Here is a 17,363-nt window from a genome sequence, read left to right as displayed (position 1 = left end):
CAGTAACAGTTATACTTTTTAATCTAATCTAAGCACATACATATGAAAGCATCCACAAAAAACACCAAAGGACGTCATTTTGCAATGGGATTAGCAATTGGAATCCCAATTGGAACTCCACTGGGATTAGTTTTCGGCAATTTAGCTTTGGGACCTGCCATTGGAGTGGCAATAGGCCTGATTCTGGGTTGGGTGTTAAGCATCCGGGATACTAATAATGAGGAGGTGAAGACAGCCGGAAAGGGTAAAATATGGATCTATACGTTGATTTTTGGAATAATCGTGCTGGTTGAAACTTTTGTAATGATAAAGCTCAATTAGTCCTATTTGTAAGTACTCCCGGTATAAATTCGGCTAATAAGCCGGTAAAAATTGTGTTTAGCACGACACCGATTCACCTCGCCAGGGCGTTGGCGGAAGTGTTTCCCATTAATGATTCTCAGTAAATCGTTTCTGATGCTTTTTTAAGGTCCAAAAGATTGTCTTTTAAACCCTGATCTAGACTTTTTTGAAAATAGCTCCTGAAAATTGCGGTTTATCAGCGTTATAACGGTATTGCGCAAAATGGTGCTGTGGGTTTTATTATTTAGAAGTAGCGGATTTATAGGCTTAACTGCAAAAAAAAATCGTCAATGAAGAGCCCAGAGTTGATGTTCTTGCTAAAGGAATGTTACTTTTTTGTATAGGTGCCCTGGAACTGACATCCGCTGAAGCTGTGATACAGGCATTTATAAGACTGAGTGACGATTAGTTTTTCTGTCTCAATTTACATGTTTGGTTCCTGGCAGACCCTGTCAAAAAAGTACTATTTTGGAAGCAGGAATATGTATTGCAGAAATAATAGACGGTTGGTCATTAGTACCCATTATGGATTAGATAATAAGTATATAGGATAATAAAGCAGCAAGTTAGTACTATTGAGCTGAAGTTTAACTCATTCAATTTTTAATTGAACATTTATTGCCATGATTAAGCAACATATCGAAGAAGAAATAAACAACCAGATTCAGGAAGAATTTCAATCGGCATATACGTATTTAGCGATGTCGGCTTGGTTTGAAGACAAAAACCTTAGCGGCTTTGCAAGCTGGTTAAAAGCCCAGTGGCAGGAGGAAATTGAACATGCTATGAAGTTCTACAATCACTTGATTCAAAGAGACGGGCGACCCATATTGCAAGATATTAAAAAGCCAAAAGTGCAATTTGATTCTCCTCGAAAGGCCTTCGAACTAGCTCTTGAACAGGAGCAGCATATAACAAAATGTATCCACAAAATGTATAAGCTTGCCAGGGATGAGGATGATTATCCGCTTGAAAGTCTGTTACTCTGGTTTATTGATGAACAGGTAGAGGAAGAAGAGATGGTGAAAGATATTATCGATAAACTAAATTTAGTCGGAGAAGACGGTTCCGGCCTGTACATGCTGGATCGAGATATGGGAGAGAGACAAGCTCAGAATGGAAAAGGAACCGAGTAAAGAGAACACTAAATACCATACTTATACTAATTAGAGATCCTTGTATATCCCCCTTGGTATAAGCGGGAGACTTAATCAAAATGTCTATTTCGAGTCATTTTTATCTCGTACATATTGCTGCCATATATCGAGGTACAAATCCGAAAAGGGTACCCACGTATCTCGTTCGATTTGAGAATCATTTAATCTGGCAATATTCATGGTTATCTGAAGGTTCTTTAGGGCCGTGTCAAACTGACTCTTAGTACAGCCAACTTCCTGTATTGTCGCCTTTCTAAGTGATGTGGTATCCCATGGTTCTACAACTATTTTACTGTAGATATGCTGAGCTAGGCTATCTAAAGTTTGGATATTTTTATAGGCTTGGGGAAAGTGATCGCAAGCCAAATAATCTATATCCATCAGTACCGCTAACCCACCTTTGATTTTTCCATAAAATATTTCATTCGGATACTCAGCCGGAAGCTGATTTTTCCATGTCCAAACGGCAGTCATCTTCTCTCCCCATCCCTTTTCACCGGGTTGTTTTTCCGGAAGGTCAACATGTTCCCAAAGAGACGTATACTCGGTTTTATCACTTATAAAGACCGTACAAATCTTTACTTCTTTGACAAATTGGTAAGCCTGTTCAAGCGTTTTAAACATGATGGCAGGTGTTACTAATTAGAAAAACGATCAAAAAAATCTTCTACATCCTTTATATCATTGTGTATTCCTAAAATCCAACAAACTGCGGCAAGATCCGAGAAGTCAAGACCGCCGGCCGAAATAGCCTCATTATTGTAACGTCCCTCTTTTCCATTGTATTCGTTTGATATATCAATGGCTAGCTGCCATAAATCTGTCAACTTAGGGTTAGAGATTTTACTCTTCCATTGTGTAAATTCAGGATTTCTAAATCCCGGAGTTCCGTTTCCAACTCCGTTACCATCAGGTATTTTATGGTAATCAGTACTTTTCTTAACGAATTCCAGGCTTTCAGGGGAAGTAGCCTCTTCATTCCATTCAGCATGTTGAACTACATGAATACGCTGTGAAATAGATACGTCAGGATAATGAGATTGAATAGCTTTTATGAGTTTTGCGGTAAAATCAGATTGACCTGCTTCTGAAATCCAAATATCACCTTGTTTTGAAAGGATAGGTTTAATAATCTTTAAAAGTTTTTCAACAGCGGTGTCTGAATCTTTATGGGCGTCTGTCCAGTTGTCTCCAAAAGCAAGCTGAAACAAGGGATTAGGTGGAACATATAAACCTTCCTGAATTCCATAGGTACCGGCAACTGCATGATAATTTATTTTTGAGAACCTGGAGTCATGCAATAAAGTAGCAAAGGCTGCTACAGTTTGAAGGTCATCTACATCCGTTTTAAAGTCACACTGTAATAACAATAGATCTTTTTGGATATCGAAGCTCTCAGCTACTATACCTTTTCCAACCATAGCATTACTGTTGAAAGTCACAATAAAAGTCAGTATTGCTATAATTGTTACTATTTTAGGCTTCATTTCTTTTGTGTTTTAATTCATTTTAAAAGTCATTAACCAAGTTTGAGTGGCGTCATCTTTGAAGCAATTGTTAGTATTTTTCGGTTTTCTCAACTATTAATTGCCAGGATATATCTGAAGCCATAATATCTTATAAGAACCAAAATATTCAAAGCCATTAATAGCAATTCGTACAATGTCTGATTCACCATAACTTATTTGAGTGGGAGTATTTTTATTTGATACACCTGGTTTGCTAATTTGCCCTCTCTCTGAATCTCGTACTTTTTCGAAATACCTATCTTTTACATCAGAAAGAAGTTCGGATTCGAATTTATAATCTCTGATTAGAGCAACTCCCATGCCTTCATTTTTAACTCCTAATTCGAGTGAAACAAAGGTAACTGCATTATTCTCTACCTCTATTTCTTCTGCTTTCTTTATCGAAACATCCAACTTCGGTATGCTGTTTGATATTATTGAATGACGCAATATTTGACTCGAAATTAAAAGAGTACCTAAAATGAGGCTGGCAATAAGTAAGGTTTGACTAGTAATTCCTTCTGTTATTCCAATAATTAGTAGTATTAAAGCAACTAATACAGTTAAACCTAGAATAACCCTGAAGTTGTACTTTACGAGTAATTCTTTCAACTGAAATAATTTAATTGTCTATTATTGAATGTACTGACTTTTACTGAATTGCTTACTGAAGAAAAAGGCTAACATAATCTTATACCAATTAACCTAGGAGATAATAATTTATAGCACAAGCTCTAATCTTGATTTAATAAACAATAGATAGGTTTTAGAAACGAGAAATTGCGATAAACCGGCCTGATAAAACGTTCCTATAATACTTTGGGATATTTGGCTGAGTAATCCGGATATTTTTTTTCGGGATTGTAAGTAATTGAAAAATTGGCGGTCTTACATCAAGGAAGATTAATCGCAGCACTATGGCAAAGTCGAGATGACACAGACAAGCGCAGAATTTAGTTATTCATTTCTGCGAAAATCAGCGGGATCTGCGGGAGTTTATTCATGAAGCAGACTAACCTTTGCTATCACTATCACCTTTAAATCCATGTAATTCTAAATGGATTTACTCTGCACAACAATCAAAGATTATTGCCATTTCCATTAAGCACTTCGTCCACATTTTTTTTATCTTAGCCAAAATCTGAACCCAAATTTTGCAGAACCCGGAATCATGCAAAACTCCTCTCCATTCGAACGAATTACCCGACAGGGACTGACCTACGACGACGTGTTGCTGGTCCCTGCCTATTCCCAAACCCTGCCGCGCGATGTCGATACCAGTGTAAAACTCACGCCGAATCTCACCCTGAACGTTCCCGTCATGAGCGCCGCCATGGATACGGTATCTGAATACCGGCTAGCCATTGCCCTGGCCCGGGAGGGAGGCATTGCCATGTTGCATAAGAATATGTCCATTGAAGACCAGGCCGACCAGGTGCGCATGGTGAAACGCAGTGAGAGCGGCATGATCGTTGATCCGGTGACTCTGCCGGAAGATGCTACCGTCAGGGAAGCCCGGGGATTGATGAAAAAACACAAGATCGGCGGTATCCCTATTATCGAAAAGGATAACAAACTGATCGGCATCGTCACCAACCGGGACCTTCGCTTCGAGCATTATGTGGACAAGAAGCTGAGTTCAATCATGACCAGTGACAATCTGATCACGGCAAGAGAAGGAACCACCCTTGAAGAAGCCGAAAAGCTGCTGCAGCAGCACAAAGTAGAAAAACTTCCGATCGTAGATGAGAACATGAGGCTGGTGGGCTTGATTACGTTTAAGGATATTGAAAAGAAGATGAACTTCCCCAATGCTTGCAAGGATGAGATGGGCCGTCTGCGCGTGGGTGCTGCAGTAGGAGTTACCCCCGATACCATGGATCGGGTAGATGCGCTGATTGAAACCGGGGTGGATGTGATTACCGTAGATACCGCTCACGGGCACTCCGAAGGAGTGCTGAATATGGTAAAGAAGATCAAAAAAGCCTATCCGGATCTCAATCTTATCGCAGGCAACATCGCCACAAAGAGTGCGGCCAAAGCCCTTGTTGAGGCCGGAGCCGATATTCTTAAAGTTGGAGTGGGACCCGGGTCCATCTGTACTACTCGCGTGGTAACCGGGGTCGGGGTGCCGCAGCTAAGCGCGGTTATGGAAGTTGCAGAATTTGCTCATAAAGCAGGCGTGGGATTGATTGCAGACGGCGGTATCAAACAAACCGGAGATATCCCCAAAGCCATTGCAGGCGGAGCCCAGGCTGTGATGATGGGTTCCATGTTTGCCGGTGTAGATGAGAGCCCGGGAGAGACCATTATTTATGAATCCAGGAAATATAAATCCTACCGCGGCATGGGAAGTCTCGGTGCAATGGAGCAAGGCTCAAAAGATCGCTATTTCCAGGATGTGGAGGATGATATCAACAAGTTGGTCCCGGAAGGTATTGAAGGACGTGTCCCATATAAAGGATACCTCAGCGAGGTGGTCTACCAGATGGTCGGTGGATTGCGGGCAGCCATGGGTTATGCTGGTGCAGCTAATATTGAGGATCTCCAGAAAGCCGAATTTGTACAGATCTCTGCCGCGGCCTACAAAGAAAGCCATCCCCACTCGGTGCAGATTACCAAAGAATCACCGAACTACTCAGTAAGTTAAATAGTGAATTATTGAGTTGGTGAGTTGGTGATTGTGCGAAATAAATAATTCACTCAGTAATTCACCAACTCACTAATTCAACAATTATTTCCTTGCCGCAAACAACAGCACTAGGCCCACAAACAGAAAGAACACATGGGGCAGTGTTGCTGCAATGACCGGATCAAGGGCACCTTGCCCGCCAAATGGTTCAATTACTTTCATAAGCGCCAGGTATAGAAAGCTAATGGTTAGCCCGGCCGCTATGTGAAATCCCCTGCCGCCTCTGCGCCTGACCGATGCGATGGCAAACCCAACCAGTATTGAGACGATGATGGAGAACGGGTATGCAAGCCTGCCATAAAACTGTACCTGTGGCAACTCAGTGTTGCTGGCCCCGCTTCGTTTAATGGATTGGATGTAGTTGTAGGCCTCCCGGTATGTGAGCTGGTAGATATCGGAAGTGGTACGGGCCAGGTCTCGGGGCAGTATATTCAGGGCTACTCTCATAGAGTCACTATACTCATCGACGTACCCTGTAGGAGTGAACGTTTTCTCTTCAATATCGGTGTATTTCCAGAGGCTGTCATTCGGGATCCACTCCATGCGTTGAATTTTCATCATTTTTTTGATGCTATCACCCTCAAATTCAATCACTTCAATATTGTAGCCAATCTTCTGGTTGGCGTCGAAAGTCCTGATCTCAAAGATTGTATTCTCCGACTCCTGGCGGTAGATACGGTTGCGGTCTACCTTCTCTGTTTTGTCTTTGAGATAGCGGTTTTCAAAGGCGATGCGCTTGGAATTTGAATCGGGTATGATGAAGCCATCCAGGTAACTGATAATAACAAGCATGATAAACCCAAAGAGCAGGTAGGGCACAATAAGGCGGTACAAGCTCACCCCGGCTGCTTTTAAAGCAGTGATTTCCAGACGATCAGTCATTTGTCCGGTCAGATATAAACAGGCTACAAAGATGGCAACAGGTATCACCAGGCGGATGATCTCAGGAATGTAGTTCAGGTAATAATCTCCGAATATCTCTATAAAAGTGGCCCCACGATCGGTAAAATCATCACTGTTATTGGAAAAGTCGATAACCAGGAAGATGAAGATCAGCACACCAAGCACAAATATGGTGATGGCAAACAAGCGGATAAAAATGTAACGGTCGATCTTGTTACGCACTTTTTCTCCAGAGGTTTGAAAATTTAAAAGAAGTGCAGAGCCTTATCACCAGGTAAATGCCGATGACCGATAAAATCACATTTGAAAACCACATGCCGGTCACAGGACTCACAAACAGCCGGTCCGCCAGCTTCTCTCCCTGTATGATGGAGATGAAATAAAAGGTCAGGAATCCGGTACTTATTAGTGCAGCATAGCCGAGGTTTCCTTTCTTGGTGTACATGCCTATTGGTGCTCCGATCAATACAAAGATGATACAGGCAATGGGGATGGAGAACTTTTTATGTACCTCCACAAGGTACCGTGCAATACGGCTGATCCTCCAATCCAGGTTTACCTCAAGATTTTCCAGTGAAGAGCGATAGTTACGCATTTCAGTTAATGCAGACCGGTGTATGCTTTTTTGGGCAGAAAGCCGGTTTATATTATTTAAAACCACATAATGACTTTGGTAGGGAAGATCTGTACTGTCTGTTTCAGTGTAATACTCGCGGTCTTCACCGGCAAGATGCTGCTGTTGGGAAAAGAGAGAGTCTTCCGGATTCAGCGCGATATCATTATTTCTTTCAACGAACTTCTCCTTTTGATCATTGATTTCCATATTCAGCGAATCAACAACCGCCAGCATTGACTTGATATTCATGGTACGGTCACTGCGGGAGTGCTTGTCGGGATTGGAACGTGAAAACGCAAGTTCAGAAAGATCAAAGCTGATACGGTAACGGTCAAAATCAGTTTCTTCATACATATCAACTCTTTTACCGTTTTGAACGCGATCGAGGTACCTGAGTATGCTACCGTCAAAAAGAAACAGGGTTAAGGTCTGCCCGTCGTCTTCACTCTGCAAGGTCCCGCGTTTGGCCGTGATGTAGGCTTTTTCCCGATTTCTGGTGGATTCCTGGAAAAGCGTGACGTCATACAGAGAATCTGCCTCATTCTCTATTCGCTTGACCAGAAAGGTATAGCCTTCGATGCCTTCATAGAACTCATTTTCTTTAAGATCAAAGCCGGGTTTCTTTAAACGGATATCGATAAACAGCGATCGTGCCCTCTGGTTGGAATCGGGAAGCACATAATTGCCAAATAGCACCAGGCTGATGGTTAAAATGGTGGCAGCTCCAAGTACCGGATTAATAATGTGTATGGGATTTACACCGGCGGCGCGTAATGCAGTAAGCTCATTTAGCTCAGTAAATTTACCATAGGCCATCAGGGAAGCGACCAAAACGGCCATTGGTGCCGCCAGAACCACCATGGCTGCCAGATTGGTAACAATCAATTCCAGAATAATGTCAAAAGGCAGGCCCTTGCCGACCAGCTTGTCGATATAAAGCATCAGAAACTGCATCAACAGCAGAAACATCACCGTAAAAAAACAGAAGATAAACGGGCCTACATGCCTTCTGAGAATGTCGAGTTGAAGCTTATTAAGCATTGACGGCTTTGGATTTTCGGGTTTGAACAACCTTTAAATTAGGCCTATACTACGTCTTTGCAAAATCAATTTAAACGGAAACAAGTCCTCAGTTTGTAATTTTCAAGAATTCTGAATTAGTAGTATAATCTATTCAGCAAAGGACGAACATATTTAAATTTCAAAAAGTTAAGGAGCTGCCTATCTAATACTGTTACGACTGGTTTTATATAGTTAAAAGACAAGAATTTAGTTAAAAAACGGTTTCGTGCAGCTCAAAGCCATCAAAATATGGTATAAATTACTTTTTGTGCTCCTGATTGCCTTAGCAACAGGCACAGACCGGGCATTTGCCCAGGTTTCGGCTGAAGTCGATACCACAATTGATATTGATTTTACAGCGCTTCCTGATTCTTTGCCGGTCATGCACACTCCCGACCTCGTTTCATATCCCTTTCCCGGAAAACGCTCGCGCCTGTTTCATGTTGCCTTGAATGAAGAGAGAGTAGTGGTTAATCGTGATTCATCGGGGCATTATGTAAGCCAAAGGTTGCTCAATGATATACCCATGGCGCTTCCCTATGTCATGACTTTTGAAGAGTATGCCCAAAGAAGCCTTGAGAAGTCCAAGAGGGAGAATTGGGAGATGCTTATCACCCAATACGAAGATACCAGGGAAGAGAGGAGGGGATTGCTGGACTTCCGCTTTGATGTTCCGGGTGGCAGGGAGTCTACCTTTACCACAATATTCGGTAAACCGGAGGTCAATCTGCGTGTAAACGGTACGGCGAATATGAACCTGGGAGCATCCATTCAAAAGACAGAAAATCCGGAGATACCGCCTGATCAGCAGACACAAATTGATCCGACCTTCGAGCAGAGCCTGAAGCTTAACATCCAGGGAACTATCGGTGATAAACTGTCCATCCAGACCGACTGGGACACGGAAGCAGCTTTTGATTTTCAGAATAGGCTGAGTATCGTCTATCAAGGCTATGAGGATGAGATCTTACAGCGTATTGAGATGGGTAATGTTTCCATGGAGACCGGCAACTCTCTGATCAGGGGAGGAAGTGCCCTGTTCGGAATTAAGTCCATTGCCCAGATTGGCTCTTTGCGTCTCACCTCGGTTGTTTCCCAACAGGAGGGTGAGGGGCAGACCGAGACGCTTACCGGCGGTGCCCAGGAGCAACAGCTGTCCATTCGGCCCGCAGATTATGAAAACGACCGCCACTTTTTCCTGGATTTTTACAACCGCCAGCAGTTTGAGCAAAATATGTCGAATCCACAGCAGCTGGGTCAGGCCTATCAGCTCTCCGAAATCAATGTCTGGATATTGCGGGAATCCACCCAGTCATTTGAAGGCGAGCGACAGGCAATAGCTCTGGTCGATCTGGGCGTCAACGAAATCAACGGCACCTTTGGACTGCCAAACGAGCAGAACGATCCTTTTGCCGATGCAACACTTGATAATTTCAGGGATCCCTCAGTAGGTACTTCTGCCACCGATTTCGGGGTCAATGCCGATGAATTTGTGGAAGGGTATTTTATCCCGTTACAGGAAGGAGTGGATTATGAGGTAAACCGTTACCTGGGCTATCTATCCTTGAAGCGTAACCTGGGTTCAAGGCAGGCACTGGCAATCTCTTTTAAATACCTCGATCCGCAAACCGGGCAGACGATAAGTGTGGGTGATGTGAGTCAGGGGGGAGGCAGCCGCATTTATCTCAAACTGTTGCGCCCGCAAAATGCCACGACCACGAACAAAGCGTGGGACCTAATGATGAAAAATATCTATTCGGTCGGGGCCTCCAACCTCACACCCGAAGGACTGGAGGTGGTTATCAAGTATACCCAGGAGAACGTACCCAGCAGCTCCCTGCCGCAGCGTACCAATATTTTGTTGCAAGATCTAGGACTAGACCGCGTAGACAACCAGGGAGCCCTCTCACCGGATAACCGTATTGACTTCAGTACCGGGACCCTCGATCCTGCAAATGGTAAGATCATCTTTCCATACCTGCAGCCTTTTGGTTCCAGAATTGAGAATTTACTGCAGAATACCGGTCTGCCGGCAACAGAGATCAATGCAATCGCATTCAATGAGCTCTACAACGAGAAGAAGGTAAATGCAAACCAACTCTCTAAGAATAGCTTTTTCCTTATTGAAGGGAGTTCAAAGGGAACAACATCAGGAAGCTACTCATTGGACTTCGGACTGGTTGAAGGTTCCGTAAAAGTCTTTGCCAACGGGCGGGAGCTGACTGAAGGAACTGATTACGTGGTTGACTATTCCATAGGCAGCATCACTATTTTGGATGAACAGTACCTTAAAAAAGGTCAGGAGATCAAGATAGAGTACGAGAAAAACCAGTTTGCTCAAATAGAGCAAAAGAATTTTACCGGCCTGCGGGCTGAGTATGAATTTACCGATAACATACGGCTCGGCAGCACCTTTTTTAAGCTCAAAGAGAAACCCCTGCAGGACAAAATTCGCATTGGGGATGAACCGGTGAACAACACCGTAATAGGCCTGGATGCCAATGCCCGTTTCGATTTGCCATGGCTTACCAGGGCCATCGACAAGGTACCACTATTGCAAACCAATGCACCCTCCAGTTTTTCGATGAGCGGGGAGTTTGCACAGCTTCGTCCGGGAGTGGCACAGACCAATGCCGTTAGCGATGCCATCGACCGTAATGAATTATTTAAGGATGAAGAGAACGGGCTATCTTTCATCGATGATTTTGAGGGAGTGGATATCACGCTGAATTTTACCAATCCATCTCGTTGGAATCTGGCTGCCGCCCCTGCTGCCGTGCCGGGCTACGCTCCTGATCAGACCTTATTCGGTACCGACCCCCAGGTCAACCCCTCGGTAACCCTAAGCGACAAGATCGCACGTTCGGATCTCCGCAGCCAGTTTTCGTGGTATTCTATTCCACGTAATATTACCGAAATTCTTGGCGGGGTTCAGTTGACCCCGGAGACCCAACCTGTAAGAGTTACGGATGTTTTCCCCAACCGGGATGTACTTAGTGAAGAAAACTTCATTACCACCCTGGATGTTTACTACAATCCGGAAAACAGGGGGCCCTACAATTACAACCTGGACCTCCGCAACCTGCTTGAGAACGATCAGGACAGAACATGGGGAGGTATGGTCACTACCGTACCTTCCGGGCAGGAAGATCTTACCCAAAATAACATCGAATTTCTGGAATTCTGGGTACAGCCAATATTACCGAACGGCCGTGAACCCACAGCCCAAGACCTAGCCGATTACGATGGCACCATGTATATTGATATCGGTATCGTATCGGAAGATATCGTGCCCAATTTCAAGACCAACACGGAAGACGGTTTGACCCGACGTCCGGAAGACCTTCAGGTTGATAATCTTGGCACCGATAGTCGTTCTTATATAGCTGTACCGCCGCCACCGCCTGAAGGTCAGTTTGCCAACGACAGGAGGGAGCAGGAAGATGTGGGCTTGGACGGGGCTCCAAATACAGATGGCATCGATGGCCGGAATGAGCAGGCCCTGTTCAGCAGCTTTATCAATGCTATGCAGGCATCCTATGGGGCCGGTAGTGAGGCGTTTCGAGAGATTCAGGCTGACCCCTCAAACGATGATTACATTTATTACGGGGAAGAACAGGTGTCTGAGCTGACGCTGCAAAACCGTTTCCACCGCCTTTACGGGTATCATGACGGGAACACCCCGCCAAACAGTAGCGGCGACAAACGGGCTGTTACCAATAAGCCGGATACCGAAGGTCTAATTACACCCTCTATTGTCGAGCAAAACAATTCTTATTTCCAATACGAAATAGACTGGAATCCCGCTGATTTTAATCAGCTGGATGTCGGCCAGCCCGGAACGTTTATCGTCGACAAGGTGCCCGGTAGTCGTCAGCAGGATCGCTGGTATCAGGTACGTATTCCGCTACAAGACTGGATTCGCAGAGTCGGAAGTATCGAAAATTTTCAGAATATTTCTTATATACGCGTCTGGCTTTCGGGTTATGAAAAGCCTTTTACAATGCGTTTTGCCACCTTTGAACTGGTAGGAAGCCAATGGCGAAACGCCGATGACGTTGATCAGCAACAGACCTCACAGGCTGATTTCAGCATTTCATCGGTCAATATCGAGGAGAACAGCCGCCGGCAGCCAATCCCTTACCGTCAGCCGGAGGGAGCTATCCGGGCTACTAACCGGAGCCGCCAGCGACAGACTATTGCCAACGAACAGTCCCTCATCCTGGACGTGGAGAATCTGGGCTCCCAGGAACTCAAGATGGTGAAACGGGTGTATCCGGGCGGATTGAATATGATCAATTACTCCAATGTGCGGATGTTTGTGCATGGCGAAGGCTTTGAAAACCGGGGAGAAGCCGAGCTTGTTATGCGTTTCGGTACCGACCTTATCAACAACTACTATGAGTATCGCCAGCCGATTTCACCTACGGATCCGGACTATCCCTTTTCCAACCAGCCACTCGATGAACTTACCGAAGCAGAAAGACAGCAAGAAGCTGAACAGGTATGGCTTTATGATGAAAACAGTGTCAATATTTTGCTAAGGATTTTCAACCAGCTGAAACAGCTCCGAGATCAGCAGCAGGATGATCCCAGCACGGTCTATGAACGGAGTGACATCGTCCGGGAAGCGCCACCGGGTGCAGTGGTTGCTATTAAGGGAAATCCTTCGCTGGATCGCATCGGTGAGATTGGTATGGGAATACGTAATCCCTATGATCCTGCAAATCCGCAACAGGGCGTACAATCACTTGAGGCACAGTTCTGGCTTAATGAATTGCGTGTTTCGGGATTTGACAATAAGAACGGTTGGGCAGCCAATGCAAAGGCAGAATTGCAGCTTGCCGATTTTGCCTCCATCAATGCAAATGTAACCCAGGAGACCGACGGGTTCGGTGCGTTGAATTCAAGGCTTGGGCAGCGCAGGGTTTCCGATATTTTTGGCTACGATATCAATACTACTGTGAACCTTCATAAATTTCTGCCCGATCGCTATGGATGGAATTTTCCGGTTTCCCTCTCTACCCGCAGTTCCACCTCCACTCCGAGGTACCTTCCTAATCAGGGTGACGTGAGACTTACTGAATTTGAGGATGCCGTTCAGGCTCGAAATGATATCAATGATGAGCAGAAGCAGACTATTATTGATCAGCGCATCAGGGAAAGTCAAACTTACCTTGAGAGTTACTCCATCAACGTCTCCAATGTTTCAAAAAGACTTTCTGAGTCCAATTTCCTGCAGTACACCCTCGACAAAACCACCCTGAATTTCGTTTATAACACCACCGATCGGCGCAGTCCGGAGTACGTGTTCCAGGATAATTGGAACTACAGCGGGTCGCTGCGCTACAACGTAAACTTTCAGAATACCCTGCTGTTTAGACCTTTCGGCTTTCTTGGGGAAGTGCCACTCTTGGATATACTTTCCGGACTTAAACTGGGTTACACACCGGCTTCCATTAATGCCTCGTTTGGAGTAAATAGGGATTACGACGAAAGACGTAGAAGAACCCTGGAAGGACAGAATCTGGCTTCCCTGCAACAGTCCCATACCTTCAACTACAACACAAATTTTGGGTTGGGCTATAACCTGACACCTTCTATCAAAACAACATTTCAGACAAGAACTGTTTTTGATCTCTCACGCGCCGGTATAGAACAGATCGGTCAACCGGGAACTATAGATAGCACCCAATTCAGGGTCATCCCCACATTTGAGGTTTTCGATAAACTGATCACAGACACGCTCAAATCGAGGAGAAGCAATTATGAAGAAGCCTATACTGCCGGCTGGCAGCCCAGGCTCAACACTATTGATCCTATCAGCTGGATCAGCTATTCGGCCAATTACGGGGGCGGTTACCAGTGGCGAAACAGTCCTGCGGGTTCCAATCTTGGGGCCACAATATCAAATAATCTGAGTTTAAATCAGTCACTGGATTTTGACTTCAGTGACCTGTTTAATCGTATGGACTGGTATAGCAGGCTCACAGATGAACGCCGACGGAGTCGAAATGGGTCAGTTGCTGACACTGCGAACGGCTCTTCCGGACAAAGTATAGGCCGGCTGTTTCGAAAAGGTCTGATGGCACTGTTGAGTATACAGTCACTGGATTTTTCATTTAATATTTCAAAAAATTCTCTTCAAAGCGGGTATGCCGGCGGTTCACAGCTCTACTATATGTTCAGGGATTCCGAAAATGATTACTCTCCACCATTCTCGTATAGGACCGGTTTTACAGATGAAATCGGATTCACCCAGCTGATTGACAATCCGGATTTAAATTCAAATATTCAGCTGCCTTCCAATAAACGTTTCTCGGATGATCTAACGGCCACTTCCAGGTTCCAGCCATTCCGGAATTTTACCATAGACCTTACTTTCAACACCCAGTGGGATGTGACCAAAACCAGATCCATAACCATTGATCCTTCAGAGTCAGTTTCAACGGTTCGCACCCAGAGCGGAAATATTAGCTCCAGCGTGTGGGCATTTGGTAAAGGCTACGGAGAACTTTTTAGAAAACAGCTGCAAACCGCTTTTGATGATATCAATACAGCCAACGACAGCCTGACGGATGCTTTGGGTAATAGGGATGGTGAGACCGTGCTCGGCAAGCGTTCTCTGGAGGAAGATTTCAGGCAAGCTTACCTGGGAGTTTCAACTACCGGTATAGGCAGTAGAAACTTCACCCCTTTTCCGTTGCCGGGCTGGAAAGTGACGTGGACCGGTCTGGAGCGTTTTATTCCCTATTTCGGCAATTTTATGGCCCGGGCTACCATCAACCATGCCTATAGTGGGAGATACCGTCTGGGATGGACCTTTAATGCGGATACGAGTCCGCTACAGCCTTTCAACCTGGGAGTATATACCGTGGCCAACAACCGCTCTCCCTATGAACCCAATGCCATCAATGTTGAGAAGCGCTTTGTGCCGCTGATTGGTCTTAATATCACATGGCAGTCGAATCTGCGCACTAACCTTCAGTATGAAGTCAGCAAAGTCACCAGTCTGGCGCTTTCTAACTCCACAATTACTGAGCGTTTGTCACGTGGGCTGCAGTTCAGCTTCAGTTATACCATCAGAAATTTCAAGCTACCCTTTTTCCCGCGACTTGATAATGCCGTGGATTTCACTCTTAATGCCTCCTACATTGAAGATACCGAACAGAAATTCATTCTCGATTCCGATCTGGACAATGCCCTGCAGGAGGGTCCGCAGAATATTAATAGAGACGTAAATGCCTATGATTTTACGGAGAGCTTTACGGAGGGACAGTCACGCATCAACGGGTCTGCTATTATCGGTTATCAATTTTCACAAACCATCAAGGCGAATTTTGAATACACTTATCGCCAGATTATCCCGCAGTCATCCTTGGTATTCCCAAGGATAGATCACGATCTATTATTCAATATTATCGTCTCAATTAGGTCGAACTGATTGCCTTTTCAGGTCTGAATTTCCGGAAAAGAAGAAGCAAAATACCCCAGCCCGTAATGACTATCATGGAATAGGGGAGCCAATCCCCGAACCGTGAGTAGAGGGTTTGTTCATAGATAATCGGGACATCATATCGAAAGGCGGTTTTGGTCCAGTACTTGGTTTCTACCTTGATGGAACCTGAAGGATCAATGATTCCAGAAATACCATTATTGGCGCTGCGAACTACCCATCTACGAAATTCTATTGCCCGGAGCCGGGCATAAGAGAAATGTTGCTCGTGTCCGCTGGTATTACCCCACCATCCGTCATTGGTTATGATCGTAATGAATCCGGCACCATCCTGAACAAAGCGGCGAACCCAGCTTGGAAATACGGAGTCGTAGCAGATCAGTGCCTGAGTCTTTACTCCATCAGCTTTGAATGATGTGGGTTCGTAGCCTTTACCGAAAGCCTGAATATCTGCAAATGAAACCCAGTCGAATACATCGATAGCATCCAGAAAATGGATGAAAGGAATACGCTCAACCACAGGCACCAGGTTGTGTTTTCGATAAACCTCTATGGTGCTGTCCGGGTAAAAACCTAAAGCTGCGTTGTAATAGAGATAGGGATTGCTGCCGGTGCCACGAGAGAGTGATGGTGCATTATCCAAATCGAAAAATTCATAGTAAACCACTCCGCTAAGGAGCGTCAGATCCCATTCAGCAGCCTTCTCTTTTAGGAGTTGCTTGATCTCATTGGCTGCCCGGTCGTTAACTCTAGCTGAATAAATTTGGGTACGTATGCCGCTTTCCGGCCAGACGACCAGTTCGGTGGAGTCGGTGCGAACGGAATCGGAAATTTCAAGAACTACATCCAATGCTTCATAGGCATCGCTATATCCCCCGAAATCGGGATAGGTTGCGGTATCATAATTAGGTTGTGCAACTACCGTTTCCAGTGACCCGTCCGTTTCAACGTTGAGGGAACTGAACTGTACTAGCGATATAAGCGGAAATATGAGGAGAACGACAACGGAGGCATAAACCGGTTTTCTGCTTTGAGTTTTTGTAGCCTGGTAAGCTAAAGCAGTTACGAGTACAATCCAGAGTGAAATGCCAAGGTATCCGGTAGCGGATATATACTGTACCAGGGAAGGTACGTTGGCCCATGCATTGCCAAGAGCGAGCCACGGCCAGGCGAGGTCCCATAAGTGATGCAGGTATTCATAATTGATCCAGGTGGCTGTCTGGGTAATTGCTATCAGCCAGTGACTATGCAGTTTTTTCTGAAATAGATACATAAGCATGATAGGGACGGTCATAACGGCGGAGTTGGCTAAAATTGCGGCTATACCGCCTGCTACGGTAGCCATAACCATCCAGTAGGTAGTAATGATATTCCAGACTATAAGTCCGGGATAGGCCCAATAGGCTGCTTCACGAGCTGTATCACAGATGTCGATCAAACGAAAAAGCAAAAAGAAGGCCGGAAAAACCAGGAAAGGAAAGGGAAAAGGAGGCCAGCTGAGGCCGAGCAATATACCGGCGGAAAGGCTTAACGCCCACTTGGTATTCCAAACAAATTCGACAAATCTTTTCATTGATGATCAATTAAACAAAAATTCATTTTTAGAAGCTAGAAGCTAGAAGCTAGA

At 44.9% G+C, this 17,363-nt stretch carries 10 protein-coding genes; 4 read left to right on the top strand and 6 right to left on the bottom strand.

Features of this window, described 5'->3' with window-relative positions:
* Window positions 1–42: 42 nt before the first annotated feature.
* Window positions 43–321 carry a glycine zipper domain-containing protein gene (locus tag G3570_RS09470; RefSeq protein ID WP_165141327.1) on the top strand — a complete coding sequence of 93 codons (279 nt, stop codon included), beginning with the start codon at window positions 43–45 and terminating at the stop codon, window positions 319–321.
* A gap of 644 nt (window positions 322–965) precedes the next feature.
* Window positions 966–1,478 (top strand): ferritin, encoded by a 513-nt coding sequence (locus G3570_RS09465; protein WP_165141659.1) that lies wholly within the window; start codon window positions 966–968, stop codon window positions 1,476–1,478.
* An 84-nt stretch (window positions 1,479–1,562) separates the two neighbouring features.
* Here G3570_RS09465 and G3570_RS09460 read toward each other — a convergent pair whose 3' ends face one another.
* From G3570_RS09460 to G3570_RS09450, 3 genes are all read right to left on the bottom strand, one after another.
* Entirely contained in the window at window positions 1,563–2,123 is a 561-nt protein-coding gene (locus G3570_RS09460; RefSeq protein ID WP_165141657.1) for an AlkZ-related protein, read from the bottom strand.
* Window positions 2,124–2,137: 14 nt separating this feature from the next.
* Entirely contained in the window at window positions 2,138–2,986 is an 849-nt protein-coding gene (locus G3570_RS09455) for a hypothetical protein (protein WP_165141655.1), read from the bottom strand.
* A gap of 96 nt (window positions 2,987–3,082) precedes the next feature.
* Window positions 3,083–3,619 carry a hypothetical protein gene (locus G3570_RS09450; protein WP_165141653.1) on the bottom strand — a complete coding sequence of 179 codons (537 nt, stop codon included), beginning with the start codon at window positions 3,617–3,619 and terminating at the stop codon, window positions 3,083–3,085.
* A gap of 559 nt (window positions 3,620–4,178) precedes the next feature.
* Here G3570_RS09450 and guaB point away from each other — a divergent pair.
* Window positions 4,179–5,657, top strand: a complete 1,479-nt coding sequence (gene guaB / locus G3570_RS09445) for an IMP dehydrogenase (RefSeq protein ID WP_165141651.1) — start codon at window positions 4,179–4,181, stop codon at window positions 5,655–5,657.
* Window positions 5,658–5,741: 84 nt separating this feature from the next.
* On the opposite strand, the gene G3570_RS09440 is transcribed toward guaB, so the two are convergent.
* Window positions 5,742–6,824, bottom strand: a complete 1,083-nt coding sequence (locus G3570_RS09440; RefSeq protein ID WP_165141649.1) for an LptF/LptG family permease — start codon at window positions 6,822–6,824, stop codon at window positions 5,742–5,744.
* A complete protein-coding gene (locus G3570_RS09435; protein ID WP_165141647.1) occupies window positions 6,817–8,259 on the bottom strand; it encodes an LptF/LptG family permease in 1,443 nt (480 codons plus the stop codon). Before G3570_RS09435 ends, G3570_RS09440 begins: the two co-directional genes overlap by 8 nt.
* Window positions 8,260–8,506: 247 nt before the next feature.
* Here G3570_RS09435 and sov point away from each other — a divergent pair, with 247 nt between their 5' ends.
* Window positions 8,507–15,724: a T9SS outer membrane translocon Sov/SprA gene (gene sov, locus G3570_RS09430; RefSeq protein ID WP_165141645.1), complete on the top strand. Its 7,218-nt coding sequence runs from the start codon at window positions 8,507–8,509 to the stop codon at window positions 15,722–15,724.
* Here sov and lnt read toward each other — a convergent pair.
* Complete coding sequence (lnt, locus tag G3570_RS09425; RefSeq protein WP_165141643.1) at window positions 15,711–17,309, bottom strand: apolipoprotein N-acyltransferase; 1,599 nt, start codon at window positions 17,307–17,309, stop codon at window positions 15,711–15,713. The two genes, sov and lnt, sit on opposite strands and share 14 nt — an antisense overlap.
* Between the last annotated feature and the right edge of the window lie 54 nt (window positions 17,310–17,363).

The organism is Halalkalibaculum roseum (genome assembly GCF_011059145.1).
In the GTDB taxonomy this organism is placed as follows: domain Bacteria; phylum Bacteroidota; class Rhodothermia; order Balneolales; family Balneolaceae; genus Halalkalibaculum; species Halalkalibaculum roseum.
Note: the sequence above shows the minus strand (reverse complement) of the source record. Positions and strands in the feature narration are given on the sequence as shown.